12 protein-coding genes are annotated in these 13,852 nt (G+C 66.1%); 7 read left to right on the forward strand and 5 right to left on the reverse strand.

What is annotated here, in order from left to right; genetic code table 11:
* Window positions 1-77: 77 nt before the first annotated feature.
* From Q8W71_RS24775 to Q8W71_RS24785, 3 genes are all read right to left on the reverse strand, one after another.
* On the reverse strand, window positions 78-887 hold the full coding sequence (locus tag Q8W71_RS24775; protein ID WP_305528083.1) for a hypothetical protein: 810 nt from the start codon (window positions 885-887) through the stop codon (window positions 78-80).
* Between the two features lie 247 nt (window positions 888-1,134).
* Window positions 1,135-1,476 (reverse strand): hypothetical protein, encoded by a 342-nt coding sequence (locus tag Q8W71_RS24780; protein ID WP_305528084.1) that lies wholly within the window; start codon window positions 1,474-1,476, stop codon window positions 1,135-1,137.
* Between the two features lie 103 nt (window positions 1,477-1,579).
* Window positions 1,580-3,031: a discoidin domain-containing protein gene (locus Q8W71_RS24785; protein ID WP_305528085.1), complete on the reverse strand. Its 1,452-nt coding sequence runs from the start codon at window positions 3,029-3,031 to the stop codon at window positions 1,580-1,582.
* A gap of 490 nt (window positions 3,032-3,521) precedes the next feature.
* Between Q8W71_RS24785 and Q8W71_RS24790 the strand changes: the two genes are divergently transcribed.
* On the forward strand, window positions 3,522-4,628 hold the full coding sequence (locus Q8W71_RS24790) for a coagulation factor 5 8 type domain-containing protein (RefSeq protein WP_370875525.1): 1,107 nt from the start codon (window positions 3,522-3,524) through the stop codon (window positions 4,626-4,628).
* A gap of 43 nt (window positions 4,629-4,671) precedes the next feature.
* On the opposite strand, the gene fcl is transcribed toward Q8W71_RS24790, so the two are convergent.
* Together fcl and Q8W71_RS24800 are read right to left on the reverse strand one after the other, a co-directional pair.
* Entirely contained in the window at window positions 4,672-5,691 is a 1,020-nt protein-coding gene (fcl, locus tag Q8W71_RS24795) for a GDP-L-fucose synthase (RefSeq protein ID WP_305528087.1), read from the reverse strand.
* A gap of 178 nt (window positions 5,692-5,869) precedes the next feature.
* Window positions 5,870-7,204 carry a class I SAM-dependent methyltransferase gene (locus tag Q8W71_RS24800; RefSeq protein ID WP_305528088.1) on the reverse strand — a complete coding sequence of 445 codons (1,335 nt, stop codon included), beginning with the start codon at window positions 7,202-7,204 and terminating at the stop codon, window positions 5,870-5,872.
* Between the two features lie 223 nt (window positions 7,205-7,427).
* Between Q8W71_RS24800 and Q8W71_RS24805 the strand changes: the two genes are divergently transcribed.
* The 6 genes from Q8W71_RS24805 (at window position 7,428) to Q8W71_RS24830 (ending at window position 13,794) form a co-directional block, all read left to right on the forward strand.
* Entirely contained in the window at window positions 7,428-8,723 is a 1,296-nt protein-coding gene (locus Q8W71_RS24805) for a galactose-binding domain-containing protein (RefSeq protein WP_305528089.1), read from the forward strand.
* Window positions 8,724-9,073: 350 nt separating this feature from the next.
* Window positions 9,074-9,841 carry a glucose-1-phosphate cytidylyltransferase gene (gene rfbF / locus Q8W71_RS24810; RefSeq protein ID WP_305528090.1) on the forward strand — a complete coding sequence of 256 codons (768 nt, stop codon included), beginning with the start codon at window positions 9,074-9,076 and terminating at the stop codon, window positions 9,839-9,841.
* A gap of 50 nt (window positions 9,842-9,891) precedes the next feature.
* On the forward strand, window positions 9,892-11,061 hold the full coding sequence (rfbG, locus tag Q8W71_RS24815; RefSeq protein WP_305528112.1) for a CDP-glucose 4,6-dehydratase: 1,170 nt from the start codon (window positions 9,892-9,894) through the stop codon (window positions 11,059-11,061).
* Entirely contained in the window at window positions 11,058-12,311 is a 1,254-nt protein-coding gene (locus tag Q8W71_RS24820; RefSeq protein WP_305528091.1) for a class I SAM-dependent methyltransferase, read from the forward strand. The genes rfbG and Q8W71_RS24820 overlap by 4 nt, the downstream gene beginning before the upstream one ends.
* A 33-nt stretch (window positions 12,312-12,344) precedes the next feature.
* On the forward strand, window positions 12,345-12,887 hold the full coding sequence (locus Q8W71_RS24825; RefSeq protein ID WP_305528092.1) for a dTDP-4-dehydrorhamnose 3,5-epimerase family protein: 543 nt from the start codon (window positions 12,345-12,347) through the stop codon (window positions 12,885-12,887).
* 16 nt (window positions 12,888-12,903) lie between these two features.
* Window positions 12,904-13,794, forward strand: coding sequence for an NAD-dependent epimerase/dehydratase family protein (locus Q8W71_RS24830; RefSeq protein ID WP_305528093.1), 891 nt, complete (start codon window positions 12,904-12,906; stop codon window positions 13,792-13,794).
* The last annotated feature ends 58 nt before the right edge of the window (window positions 13,795-13,852 follow it).

A 13,852-nucleotide genomic window follows, 5' to 3' on the forward strand; every position in this document is an offset into this window, starting at 1 on the left:
GCGTCGAAGAGCCAGATCGCGACCTTCGATGGGAGAGATTGGGCTACGTCTCCGAATTGCCGCTCAGCGCTCCAGCCTCAGCGTAGCGTATCGACCTCGACCACGCTGGGTGGGACGCTGCCTCCCCAGGAGGCGGCCGCGACGGTCAGCCTCTCGTCCGGAGTGAGCGTCAGAAACTCCCGGGTGTAGTTGTCGTGGACGAGGAGGTTCTCCTGAGATCCCAGGCGGTAAGTCCCGCTCTGCGGCCAGTGATCCGGAGCGTAACCGCGCCCATCCGCTCCCACGATCAGGCATGTCAGACCCAAGCTCAAGACGCGTTGCGTAAGGCTGTCGACACCGCTCTCAATGAAGAACGTATCGAGCTTGGTGCCGATCGCGTAATTCGCAAAAACTTCTTCGGCGTGGCGACGGCGGAGCGCCATAGCGTTGGTGCGCAGATGAGGGTTGGGAAAATCGGGAAATCCCCGGTTGAGCGTACGTAAGCTCTCATAGGTGCCCGTCGCACCGACGATGCCGACGCCGGGTGATCGCAGATTGTCGATCAGCTTCCTGAGCCAGGACCGCGAGGCGATCTCGGAATAGGTGTTCAGGAAGCAGACGATGTCCTCGGATACGGAGGGCAGGGCATCGGCGTAGGCGCCGATGTCGTACCGAAGATCCTCGGTCTCGATCGCCGAGTACGCGAGACCGGAGAAGATCTGCTCCGCCTCCTCGCGCGCCGAACGCGTTGGATAGCCTTTGAAGATGACGTACAACTGATGCGCGATGCCGGCGGGGTGCGCCTCGTAGGACTCCCGGAACCGCTCGAAGCTCTCGCGATAGCCGGCTCCTTGGCCGCGCGCCAAGTAGACCACGGCGACCGACTGCCCCTCATCGCGATCCGTCATCGTGTCTCGCATAGGCCTCGCGCTCGATCTGCTGAACCGGAAAAATCTGCGTCCGCGCGACCCGCGGACCGGTGCGCCTCGGCGGGCGAAGCGTCAGGCGCGGCCGCGGTGAGGCGTTATACCCGAACCGATCGGACCGCCAACACGGAACGGCGCGCCGAACCGAGCGACCGACGGGATCGATACGACGGCACCGATTCATCTGCGGCCGTCATCACGTCGCCGTGGAACTGAACATCTCGGCATCTCAACGGGACCACCAACTCCGGCGTCCGCGGTCCTGCACCGGTGCATCGGTCTTGGACAGGCTGTCCGGTAACGCCTCCGGCAGGGGCGAAGGCTCTGGGATGACGACGTCGCCCAGGGCCGATTCTGGCAGCATCGAGCCGACGAGCAGGATGGTACTGCACAGCGTAGCGGTGCCGCGGCTGGCAAATTGGCTAATCACCTGGTCGATCGGGAAATAGCGGCCCTCGAACCGGAACAGCTCGCCCCGACTGAACGTCCCCCACGGACGCTCGGCGGGTGGCAGACGCAGCAGGGTGCGCTGGCTGGCCCGCTCGATCACGATCAATTCGAAGACTTGCACGTCCGACCTCATTTGCATGCGTGCGTTCGGGGATGCGCGGCTCCACGCAGCTTTCAACGGAGGGGCGGCTTCGTCCTCCGGTGATGCGGCGCGCCCACAGGGATCAGATCGTCCCCTCGATGCGCAACTTCGACTCAGGGTACTCGAGCATCATCCGGCGCTGATCAGTGGAATTGTCCCAGCCGCCGGGCTTGATGTAGTCACCCGCGTCCAGCACCTCGACGACGTTCTTGACGGTCGGGATCTCCCGGAACTTGTGATCGTAGCCGTTGGGAAACGAGACCAACGTCTCGACCGAATCGGAGAGGTAGCAGATCGCCGGGCCGAGCGATCCGAACCCGAACGCGAGGTGGCGCCCGTCCACGAGGGCGCTCGTGTCCTCGACGATCGTCCCGCTCTGGACCGAGAACGGGATCTGGCGGGCGGTGAGATGTGCTTCCAGCGCGTCGATCACCGGGTTCATCCGGTTCTCGTAGACGAGCTTGACCCGGGTGATCCGGCCCGCCGCCAGGAAGCGATCGATGACGAGGGTGTAGAAGGAGAGAGGCGGCTGGATGTAGGCCGCGTTGATCCAGCTGCTGAACACGTCGCCCGAGCGGATGTGAAAGATCAGCTCGTCCTCGGGTTTGCGCTCGAAGACCGGGGGCAGCAGGTTGAACAACGGGTGGATGATCGTGCGGACGATCTCGCGCTTGTCGTGCGGGGTCAGCAGATCCCGGGCGAAGCGCGACTGCTCGTGCAGCTCCCAGAAATAGCCCTCGAGGAACCAGCCGCCCTCGGGCAGCGAATGGGTGCTCGGCACGAAGATGATGCCGCCGAGTTCGACCGGCTCGGTGCGGGCGATCACGCCGCTGATGTCGCGCTTGGCGAGTTGAAAGTAGCGCAGGCCCAACCGACGCGCGAGGGCGATCGCCATGGCGTGCTGGATCAGGCCGTTGCCGAGCGCCGGGTTGAGCACGAGCGACAGGCCGATGAGGGGCGCGTCGCGGGTGCCCGGCGCGCCCACGAGGCGATAGCTCATCTGCTCGACCGCGCCCGGTGCCTCGCCGAGCAGGGGGAGATCGAGGCCGAGCTCGGTGCGCAGGCGGATGTATTCCAGCGCAGGGCGCTCGACGAACACCTCGACCTGGGTCAACACTAGGGGCTGGCGCTCGTCGAGAGATACTTTGACGAAGCGGGCCCAGATTAAGCCGCCGAGCGGCAGCTGCAGCGGGCTCGCTTGCCCGCGCGCGCGAAAATGCGTGAGCCCGGCATGGATGAGGGTCCAGGCCTCCCCATCCTCCGAGACCTCGACCCGGAGGGAGCGGGCCGCCTCCCGGGCCAATTCGCGCCGGTTGTGGATGATGATCGCCGACAGCGGCAGGCGCTGACCAAGATCGACCTGCCACCACGCTGGGTCGTCGACCTCCGTGTGCGCGTTGTACTCCCGGGTGAACTCGCCATCGACGAGCCCGTCCGGTCCCACGGGGCACCACCACGGCCACGAGCTCTGCGTCGCCGGCTTGCCGAGGGCGACGTTGACGTAGAGCTCGGGGTCGTCGAAGGGCATGGTCATCGCGGGTGTCTGAACAGGCGAGGGGGCTCCGGTCAACCGCGCCGCGACCCGGGACGCGATGGGTCGCTCGCCGCGTTCATGCCGCTTCGGCTTGCCTCGCCCCGCGACATCCGGCTAGGCGGACGGGTGCGGCTCGGAGTTCGTGGTCCGGTCGCGCGGGGGAGATGTCAGGGGCGGCATGAGCGCAGGGGCCGATCAGGGGAGGGAGCTCGTCGATCTCGCGATCACCCGGGATGTGTCCCGGACGACGGGCTCGAACCCGTTGCTCGCCGGGGACGCGGAATCCCGGCACGGCGACACTCGGGGCTCGATCACGCTCCGCGTAGATCTGGGCGCGCGATTTCCGATCCACGCCGTCTCGGTGAGCTTGGCTGAGCCCGGCGTTCCGGATCTGGGGGAGGGAGGTGGCCTGCGGTTGGCGTTCTCGTCCGACGGGCAGGATTGGGCGGAGCCCGAGACGGCAGCCCCGCTCAGCGCGGCGGATCGGGAGATGCGCGTGCCCGTCGCGACGGGGGCGGGGGCGTGGGCGCGCCATGTCCGTGTCTCGCTTCCGGCGGCCGCCGGGCAGGCGGCGAGGCTGCACGTGTGGTGCGAGGCCGCGATCGTCGACCTGATGGTGTTTCGCCGCCAGCTCGGCGTCGATTTCAACATCCTCCACGAGCGGCCCGGCGCGGTGCTCCACACCTCCTACAGCTTCGTGAGCGCGGAACGCCCCCGCAAGAAGGCGCTGGTCGGCATCGCGCTTCTCGAAAATGGCGCCTTCGGCAATTGCCTGGTGCAGTACTACGTCGCCATCTCGGTCGCGCGCGCCTTGGGGCTGACGCTCATCAAGATCCCGAAGATCGATCGGAGCCAGGCGATCTTCCTGACGGAGCGCCTGACCTGCGAGGGGATCACCTTCATCCCCGCGGGCGAGCCGCTGCCGGACGACGGCACCTTCCTGTCGGGCATGTTTTTCGACCTGCCGTTCCAGAAGATGGTCCAGGCGCGCCATCCGCTCTCAATGCGCGAGGTGGTCCACAGCTACATCCATCGCGTGTTCAACGGGCTGCCGCCGGTGTTCCCAGCAAAGCCCGAGGATCAGCTCATCATCCATATCCGCTCGGGCGATATCTTCAGCACCTGGATCGACCCGAACTACCCGCAGCCGCCCCTGTCCTTCTATCAGATGGTGATCGAGCGCCTGCTCGGAGAAGGAAAGATTCGCTCAGTCAAGATGGTGTTCGAGAACCGGGCCAACCCGGTGATCCCGGCGCTGGAAGACTACGTGACGCGCATCGGCCTGCCGCTGACGACGCAGAGCGGCAGTTTGGCCGAAGACGTCGCGGCGATCGCCAACGGCCGCTATCTCGTCTTCGGGTTCGGCTCGTTCGGGCCGGGGGTGTGCCACCTCTCCGAGCGTGTGGATCAGGTGTTCTATTTCTCGTGCAACTGGCCGCAGGGCTTCCAGGGCATCGAGACGGTGGGCCAAGCCATCGAGGTCCGCGAGGTCGGCGGCGGCTACATGAAGATCGGCGAGTGGACCAATTCCGAGGCCCAGCGCCGGCTGATGGTCGAGTATCCGGCCGAGAACCTCGTGTTTGAGGATCGGATGTGAGCCGCGGCCGGGCGGTCCGCGGCGCCGGTTTGGGCCGGCGCCCTCAGCAGTTCTCGAGGTACCACGCGTAGGTCGTGCGCAGCCCTTCCGCGAGGTCGATCCGCGGCCGCCAGCCTAGGTTTTGGAGCTTGGCCGCGCTCATCAGCTTGCGCGGGGTTCCGTCGGGCTTCGACGCATCGGTGACGATGGTGCCTTCGAAACCTACCACCTCCGCGACCAACTCCGCGAGTTCGAAGATCGTCACATCGCTGCCCGAACCGACGTTGACGTGGCCGAGATCGCTGTAGTGCTTCATCAGGAACACCAGCGCGTCGGCGCAATCGTCGACGTGCAGGAATTCCCGCCGCGGCGTCCCCGTGCCCCAGATCACCAACTCGCGCGCGCCGCTGCGCTTGGCCTCGTGCGCCTTGCGGATCAGCGCCGGCATGACGTGGCTGGTCTGGAGGTCGAAGTTGTCCTCCGGTCCGTAGAGGTTGGTCGGCATGCCGGAGATGAAGTCGCGGCCGTGCTGGCGGCGATAGGCCTCGCACAGTTTGATCCCCGCGATCTTGGCGATCGAGTAGGGCTCGTTGGTGGGCTCGAGCGGCGCCGTGAGCAGGCTCTCCTCGACGATCGGCTGGGGGGCGAATTTCGGGTAGATGCAGGACGAGCCGAGGAACAGCAGCTTCTCGACGCCGGCGCGGTGGGCCGCGTCGATGAGGTTCGCCTCGATCATCAGGTTGTTGTAGAGGTAATCCACCGGCCGCGTGGCGTTGGCATGGATGCCACCGACCTTGGCCGCGGCGAGGAACACCGCGTCCGGGCGGTTCGCCTCCATCCAGGCGCGGACCTCGCTCTGCTCCATCAGGTTGACGCCGGGCCAGCCGGCGGTGAGCACCTCGCAGCCCTCGCTCGCCAAGCGGCGGACGATGGCCGCGCCGACCATGCCGCGGTGCCCGGCGACGTAGACCCGCTTGCCCGCGAGGTCGTAGACCGGCTGTGCGGCGGGCTCGTGGGCGGCAGCCTTGCCCTGGGCGTCGGAGCCCGCTGACGCCGCGTTCTTCGGCTCGCCGATCGCTTCCATCGTCTATCCCCGTCGCTCACGGCGTGGTCGCTCGGAACCGCGTCACGCCCGGTATCGAGACGGCCGCACGCGCATCGTGCGCGGCGCGACCGTGTTGTGGCCGTCGATCAGCGACGGCAGGTCGGTCAACCGCTCGCCACTTCCTGTAGCGGATCGGCACTTCGTAGGATCGCCCGGTTCAGCGATCACCGGCGAGGTAGCGCGTGGCCTCGGTCCGCTCGGCCCGGGCCAGCGCGATCTCAGCGTCGATGTTCTCCGCCCCGACGATGGCGATCTCAGGGAGCGGGAAGATCATCTTCGTGCCCGCGAGGATCGTCTCGCGCTCCCGCTCCAGGAACTCGGCGCGGAAATGCCAGGGCAGGACGAGGTAGTAGTCCGGACGCATCGCCCGCGACTCCTCCTCGCTGACGATCCGGATGTCGGTGCCCAGCGTCATCGCCCCGACCTTGTCGGGGTTGCGGTCGGCGGCGTAGGGGATCTGATGGTGGTCGATCCCGTACCATTGCAGCAGGACGTTGCCCTTGGTGGAGGCGCCGTAGACGTGGATGGTTTTGCCCTCGGTGCGGATCCAGGCGATGAGGTCGGTCATCTCCGCCTTCAGCCGGTCGAGCCGCGCCTGGAACTCGGCGTAGGGCGTGTCGGTGTCGAGTTCCATCTCGAACTCGCGCACCTGCACGCGCCGGATGAGATCGCGCGCCTCGTCCGTGTCGTAGGCGAAGCAGGCGGCCTTGCAGCACCAGCAGCGGATGCTGCCGCCGTTGACGTCGTTGAACTCGATCTTGAAGATGCGCAGGCCCGCCCGTGCCATGATCGTCTGCAGGACCGAGAGGCTGTAATACTCAAGGTGCTCGTGGCAGACGGTGTCGAACGAGTTCTTGACCAGCATCAGGGGCATGTACGACATCTCAAGCGCCCAGATGCCGCCCTCGGAGAGAAGCCCCTCGATTTGCCGGGCGAACGCGACCGGGTGCTCGAGGTCGTAGAACATGGCGATCGAGGTGACGACGTCGAAGGCCTTGCCTTTGAGCCGGACCTCGGTCTCGGGCGAGGGGAAGACCGTGTTGATCACCTGGATCGGGTGGGTTAGGCCCGAGGCGATGTCGGAAGGATCGACACCCCACATCTCGACGCCGTCGGGATAGGAGCGCAGGAGCGTGCCGTCGTTGCAGCCGATGTCGAGGACGCGGGCGGGCCGGGTTCCGCGCAGGCTCTGAGCTGTGCGCGCGATGCCGGCCAGGTGGTCGCGCATCGTCTGCGTGGTGCCCGAGCGATACCAATAATTGGCGTAGAGGATCGCCGGGGGGATCGAGTGGGCCAATTGCAGCAGCCCGCAGGCCTCCTCGTTCGTCGCGATATCGCAGCGCACGAGTTCGGTCGGGATGCGCCGCTTCGGCGGGGCCTGCACGCCGGGCTTGACGAACGAACCCTGCAGGTACTGCATCCCGAGATCGATCACCGGCTTGAGGGCCGGGTTGCCACACACCCGGCAACGCGTCTTGTGTATGATGTGCATCGCTGACCGTTCGAACGCCGCGGCGAGCCCGGATCGCCGGGCTCGTCTGATAGCGGGCGCCTTCCCACGAGGCAACCCGAACGAAAATGCCCGTCGCCGCAGACTGTTCTTCCTCCCTTAGAATTGCAGTAGATCCTCAGATGCTGAGAGAAGATCACGCTGGAGTCTTACACCCAGCCCTGTCCTCGGTGGATGGTATGCAGCGTCTGAACCGGTGGATGCGATGATCGTCGACATTCGTTACGACGATGCGGTGCGCTCGGCGAGCCTCACCGCCAACAGCTACGAGGCACGGCGCGCTGCGGAGCGCGAAGCGATGTCGCTCGGGTTGCGACATCGGTTCCGGGCGGTCCGTCGCGTGTTGGTCACCTTCGCCTCGGGTCAGCGCTACGTGGACCGCCAGAGGATCTTCACGGCTTCAGCGGCGGCGACCGGCGAGTTCCAGACGATCGAGAGTTGGACCTTCGACCGGGTGCGAGCGACGCCATTCTTTTCCGAGAACCGAGACATCCTCCAGCGTGCGCGGGGTCAGGGCTATTGGCTTTGGAAACCCTATATCGTTTCCCGCGCGCTTGAGACGAGCGAGGACGGCGACCTCATCGTCTACAACGACAGCCTGCCCGAGGACGGGAATGTCCTCGGGCGCTCGATCTTGCCGATGCTGGCATGGCTGTCCGGAGGAGAGCGGCGCATCGCGATCGCGCGCAAGCCGGCGCAGAACCGGAGCTGGACGAAGCGCGACTGCTTCTACCACATGGGGTGCGATACCCCTGCCTACTGGGAGCGTGAGCAGGTCATCGCTACCTACATGGCCTTCATCGCCGGGCCGGAGACGCGCCGCCTCGTCGCGGAATGGCTCGGATACTGCCGCGATTCGAGGATCTTGACGGACGAGCCCAACACCTGCGGTCTCGATAATTTTCCTGACTTCCAAGACCATCGCCACGATCAGAGCGTGCTGAGCAACCTTCTGATCCGCGATCGGTTCGAGCTGCCCGACATCCTGTTCGGGCGTGATATCACCACCAAGCATCTTCAGGAGACGCTGGGGGTGTTCGAGGACACGCTCTTGGGCTCGCGCGCCCGTGAGGCCGGGTCACGGTCGCAAGAGATCTGCGTGTCCCTGGGTAAGCGGTGGACGCAGAGTTCGCCCTCGCCCTGGTCGCCCGTCGAGGGCATGATGACGCCGGATGGCGGCGACAAGGACTTTTTCTTCCATACCGAGACGGAAGAATGCCCTTGGTGGCTTCTCGACCTCGGAGAGCCGCACAGCGTGGAGCGGATCGAGATCGTCAACCGACCGACCGCCTTCGGCTGGCGCGCCAATCGCATGCAGGTTTACGTCGGCGCGAGTCCCGAGGATCTCAGACTCACCTTCGATGCTGTCGTCGCCAATTGGGATGCGGCGACGCCGCTCGACCTGCGGCTGTCGGGGGAGAGCGTTCGGTTCGTGAAGATCACGGTCGACAATGTCGTCCCCCTCCATCTCAAGGATGTTCGTGTCTTCGGTCGCGGGTAGTGCTCCGATGCGATAGCCTCGAATGAACCCTGTTCTCGCGCCGAACGGTTAGGGCGTGCGCCGTGAGAGGGGCCCGCTTCCGTGAGGCCCGCAATCGACTCGCCGCCGACGAGGTCGACGGACCGTGCGCCACATGGTAGCTGCGGCCACGTTGCATCGATGCCGAGATCTCAAAAATCTCCCGTATGCTTCGGGGACGGCTGAGGCCCGCAGCCGCGTTGGTTCGGCTGGTCGAGATCGAGATCCGCGGTCGCTTGGTCACAAGGCGACCCAGGATCGGAGTCGCGCCTGCTGAAAGGGCTCATCGGAGCGGTGCATGGATCGCGGTTGGGAGCCCAGCGGGGTTTAGGATGAAGGCGGTGATCCTCGCAGGAGGCTTGGGCACGCGCCTGTCGGAGGAGACCGGCACGCGACCCAAGCCGATGGTCGAGATCGGCGGCCAGCCGATCCTGTGGCACATCATGAAGATCTTCGCCGCCCACGGCGTGCGCGAGTTCGTGGTCTGCCTCGGCTACCGCGGCTACATGATCAAGGAATTCTTTCTTAATTATCGCCTTCATCTCTCCGACGTGACCGTCGCCACCGGCTCGGGTAACGTGCAGTTTCATCGGTCCGGCGCCGAGGATTGGAGCGTGTCGCTGATCGAGACGGGCGCCGAGACGATGACCGGCGGACGGCTCCGGCGCGTGCGTCCCTATCTTGGGACCGAGCCGTTCTTCATGACCTACGGCGACGGCGTCTCGAACGTGGATCTGACGGCGCTCAAAGCCTTTCACCGCGCACACGGACGGCTCGCGACGCTGACCGCGGTGGCTCCGCCCGGTCGGTTCGGCGCGCTCGAACTGGAGGGCGACGCGATCCGCAGCTTCCGCGAGAAGCCGGCGGGCGACGGGGCTGTGATCAACGGTGGCTTCTTCGTGCTCGATCCGGCCGTCCTGGACTACATACCCGGCGACAGCACCGTGTGGGAGAACGAGCCCTTGGAGAGGCTGGCGCGGGAGGGTGACCTGCACGCGTACCACCACACAGGGTTCTGGCAGGCGATGGATACGCTGCGCGACAAGAACCAGCTTGAGGCGCTGTGGGCAACCAAGTCTGCTCCGTGGAAAGTCTGGTGATCAGACGAGCCGCGTTGGGGGCAGGGCGCGCCGATGGAGACTGGCCGTTGATCGGACCTCTCAACCCGGATCCAGTCTTCTGGGCCAAGCGCTCGGTGCTGGTGACGGGGCATACCGGCTTCAAGGGTGCGTGGCTGTGCCTATGGTTGGCACGCCTGGGCGCACGAGTTACGGGCTTCGCCCTGCCGCCGGAGACTCTGCCGAGCTTGTTCACTCTCGCAGGCGTGGCCGACCGGATCGACCATCGCACGGGCGACGTGCGGGATCTCGATGCCCTGCGCGCCTGCGCCCGCGAGGCAGAGCCGGAGGTGGTGCTGCACTTGGCTGCCCAGGCGCTGGTGCGGCCCTCGTACGAGGATCCGGTCGGGACCTATGCCAGCAACGTCATGGGCACCGTCCACCTGCTCGAAGCCGTACGCGCCTGTCCATCGGTCCGCGCCGCCGTGATCGTGACCTCGGACAAGGCCTACGAGAACCGGGAGTGGCCCTGGGCCTATCGCGAGGACGAGGCGATGGGGGGGCGCGACCCGTACTCGAACTCGAAGGGCTGCGCCGAGTTGGTCACGGCCGCCTACCGCGCATCGTTCTTCAGCCCGCAAGGGCGAGCGGAAGGCACCTCGGCCAAACACCCTGCGCGGGTCGCCAGCGCGCGCGCCGGCAATGTGATCGGCGGCGGAGATTGGTCGCTCGATCGCCTCGTGCCCGACGCGGTGCGCGCGTTCTCGCACGCCGAGGTTCTGGAGATCCGAGCGCCCGGAGCGATCCGGCCCTGGCAGCACGTGCTCGAGCCGCTGTCGGGCTATCTCCGGCTGGCCGAGACCCTGTGCGGGGAGAGCGACGCCTCCTACGCCGAGGCGTGGAATTTCGGACCCGCGGAAGAGGATTGCTGGCCGGTGGCCGATGTTGTGGCCAAGCTCGCCGCGGGTTGGGGCGAGGGGGCGGCGTGGCGCGTGTCGGAAGGCCAGCATCCGCACGAGGCGACGTTCCTCAAGGTCGACGCGTCGAAGGCCCGCAGCCGGCTCGGTTGGGACCGGCGGTTGCGGCTGGGCCAAGCGCTGGACTGGACCGGAGCGTGGTATCGCGCGCAGCTTCGCGGCGCGGACGCGGCTGGCCTGTGCGACGCTGAGATCGCGCGCTACGAAGCGCTCGCCGCTGGTCGAGCCAGGGGTGCGGCGGCGGACGGTCCGCTGGCATCGGAAGTCGGAAGGGTTGTGGCATGAGCTCCGGGCAGAGCACTGTGGCGGCTCGGCCCTGCTGCCGCGCCTGCGGGACGGAGCTGTCGCGAACGGTGGCCGATCTCGGCCTATCGCCGCTGGCGAATGCCTACGTGCCGCCGGAGCGCGCGCGGCGGGGGGAGGCGTTCTATCCGTTGCACGCCTACGTCTGCGAAGCCTGTTGGCTGGTACAGCTCGAGGCGTTCGAGACCCCGGAGGCGATCTTCTCGGACTACGCCTACTTCTCCGGCTTTTCCTCCGGCTGGCTGCGCCACGCCGAGCGCTACGTCGCGGCGATGACGGAGCGCTTCCGGCTCGAGCGGGACAGCAAGGTGGTGGAAGTCGCCTCCAACGACGGCTACCTGCTGCAGTACTTCGTGGCCCGCGGCGTGCCGGTGCTGGGCGTTGAGCCCGCGGCCAACGTCGCCGCGGTGGCGTGCGAGAGAGGGGTCCCGAGCGAGGTGGCCTTCTTCGGTCGCGTGACGGCGGAACGGTTGAAGGCGGAAGGCCACGCCGCCGACCTGATGGCGGCCAACAACGTGCTCGCTCACGTGCCCGACATCCTCGACTTCGTGGCGGGGTTCGCCGTGCTGCTCAAGCCCGACGGCGCCGGCACGTTCGAATTCCCGCACCTCCTGCGGATGATCGAGCACAAACAGTTCGACACCATCTATCACGAGCATTTCTCGTATCTGTCGCTCGGCGTCGTGTCGGGCATCCTGGAGCGCTCGGGCCTGCGCGTGTTCGACGTCGAGGAGTTGCCCACGCACGGCGGCTCACTCCGCGTGTTCTTCTGCCACCAGGCCTCGGCCCACGCCCGGACACCGGCGGTGGAGCAGATCCTCGCCAGCGAGCAGGCAGGCGGCCTGTTTGCGGCCGAGGGCTACGCGCGCTTCGCCGCCGATGTCGTATCGATCAAATGCGCGGCGCTGGAGTTCTTGATCCAGGAGCGCCGGGCCGGTCGACGCGTGGTCGGTTACGGAGCGGCGGCGAAGGGCAACACGTTCCTGAATTATTGCGGGATCGGCCCGGAATTGGTGGAGGCTGTGGCCGACCGCTCACCGCACAAGCAGGGCACGCTCCTGCCCGGCAGCCGCATTCCGGTGATCGCGCCCGAGGCGTTGTTGGAGATGCGGCCCGACACGGTCCTGATTCTGCCGTGGAATCTGAAGGCGGAGATCATGGCCGAGATGTCCGCGATCCGCGGATGGGGCGGCCGCTTCGTCACGATGATCCCGGAATTGGCGGTCGATTGAGGTTCGCAGAGCCCGCATGATCTTGGAGCCCACATGATCTTCGAGGAAGTGCTGCCGGGCGCTTACCGTATCGGGATCAGTCCGCACTCGGATACGCGGGGCTTCTTCGCGCGAACTGCGTGCGAGGAGACGCTCGAGGCGCGCGGGCTCGTCGGGCATTTTCGTCAGTCCAGCGTCTCGTTCAATCACCGACGTGGGACCGTGCGTGGGATGCACTTCTCAATCGCACCCCACGCCGAGACAAAGCTTGTGCGCTGCACGATGGGCGCGATCCACGACGTGATCGTCGACCTGCGGGTTGGCTCGCCAACCTACCTGCGGGCGGTTTCGGTCGAGCTGACCGCCGGAAACCGGGCCGCGCTCTATATTCCAGCCGGCTTCGCGCACGGCTTCCAGACCCTGCTGGACGACACCGAGGTGCTGTACATGATCGATCGCACCTTCGTGGCTGATGCCGCGCGCGGCCTGCGCTGGAACGATCCGGCCCTCGACGTGACTTGGCCCGAGCCGGTGACGATCATCGCAGAGCGCGATCGGACCTACCCGGATTGGACCGGCGCGGAGACGGTTGCGTGAGCCCAGGAGCATTCCGATGAGTGCGAGGCGCGTCCTCGTCACGGGCGCTACGGGCTTCGTCGGCGCGCACGCGGTCCCGGCGCTCGAGCGGCGGGGCTTCGAGGTGCATGCGTTGGGACGCCGTCCGCCATCAGGGGGCTGCACGACGTTCCATCCGGTCGACCTCCTCGATGCACCAGCAGTGCGGCGGATCGTCGAGGCGATCGGCGCCAGCCATCTGCTGCATCTGGCGTGGTATGCGGAGCCAGGGCTGTACTGGCGCTCGGCGCTGAACCTCGACTGGGTGGGGGCGAGCCTGACATTGGTCCGAGCATTTCGCGAGTGCGGCGGCCAGCGAGCGGTCGCGGCGGGCACCTGCGCCGAGTACGCGTGGGGACCGGAACGCCTGCGCGAAGATGCGCTCTGCGCTCCCTCGACGCTGTACGGTGCGGCTAAGGACAGCACGCGGCGGGTGCTGGAAGCCTACGCGGCCGAGACCGGCCTGTCTTTCGCCTGGGGCCGATTGTTCTTCCTCTACGGACCGGGTGAGAAGGCTGGGCGCTTGGTGAGTGACGCGATGCGAGCTCTCCGTGCAGGCGAGAGGTTTGGCACGACCGCAGGATACCAGCGACGTGACTTCAGCTACGTCGTCGACGTTGCGTCTGCTTTCGCAATCCTAATGGACTCCGACGTTTCAGGGCCAATCAATGTCGGTTCTGGCAAAGCAGTACCAATCCGAGACCTTCTGGAAAAAATTTGGCGGATAACTGGGCAAAACGGGTTAATCAATTACGGAGCGCACCCTTGCACGAACTCCGAGCCGCTTGCGATAGAAGCGGACGTAACACGATTGCAAAAAGAAGTGGGGTTTATCCCACAACTTGATCTCGACAGCGGACTCGCAGAGACGTTCAAAAACGAAAAATGAAGATAAAAAAATTAATCTATTTATTTTAAAAATAACCCTCGTAACTTTATCATCAAGC

Origin of the sequence: Methylobacterium amylolyticum (genome assembly GCF_030700245.1) — a bacterium.
Classification (GTDB): domain Bacteria; phylum Pseudomonadota; class Alphaproteobacteria; order Rhizobiales; family Beijerinckiaceae; genus Methylobacterium.

Coding starts and splice junctions, on each gene's coding strand:
- Q8W71_RS24775 (WP_305528083.1), bottom strand. CDS start 887: ATGACGGATCGCGATGAGGGGCAGTCGGTCGCCGTGGTCTACTTGGCG.
- Q8W71_RS24820 (WP_305528091.1), top strand. CDS start 11,058: ATGAGCTCCGGGCAGAGCACTGTGGCGGCTCGGCCCTGCTGCCGCGCC.
- Q8W71_RS24790 (WP_370875525.1), top strand. CDS start 3,522: ATGCGCGTGCCCGTCGCGACGGGGGCGGGGGCGTGGGCGCGCCATGTC.
- Q8W71_RS24830 (WP_305528093.1), top strand. CDS start 12,904: ATGAGTGCGAGGCGCGTCCTCGTCACGGGCGCTACGGGCTTCGTCGGC.
- rfbF (WP_305528090.1), top strand. CDS start 9,074: ATGAAGGCGGTGATCCTCGCAGGAGGCTTGGGCACGCGCCTGTCGGAG.
- Q8W71_RS24800 (WP_305528088.1), bottom strand. CDS start 7,204: ATGCACATCATACACAAGACGCGTTGCCGGGTGTGTGGCAACCCGGCC.
- Q8W71_RS24825 (WP_305528092.1), top strand. CDS start 12,345: ATGATCTTCGAGGAAGTGCTGCCGGGCGCTTACCGTATCGGGATCAGT.
- Q8W71_RS24785 (WP_305528085.1), bottom strand. CDS start 3,031: ATGACCATGCCCTTCGACGACCCCGAGCTCTACGTCAACGTCGCCCTC.
- fcl (WP_305528087.1), bottom strand. CDS start 5,691: ATGGAAGCGATCGGCGAGCCGAAGAACGCGGCGTCAGCGGGCTCCGAC.
- Q8W71_RS24805 (WP_305528089.1), top strand. CDS start 7,428: ATGATCGTCGACATTCGTTACGACGATGCGGTGCGCTCGGCGAGCCTC.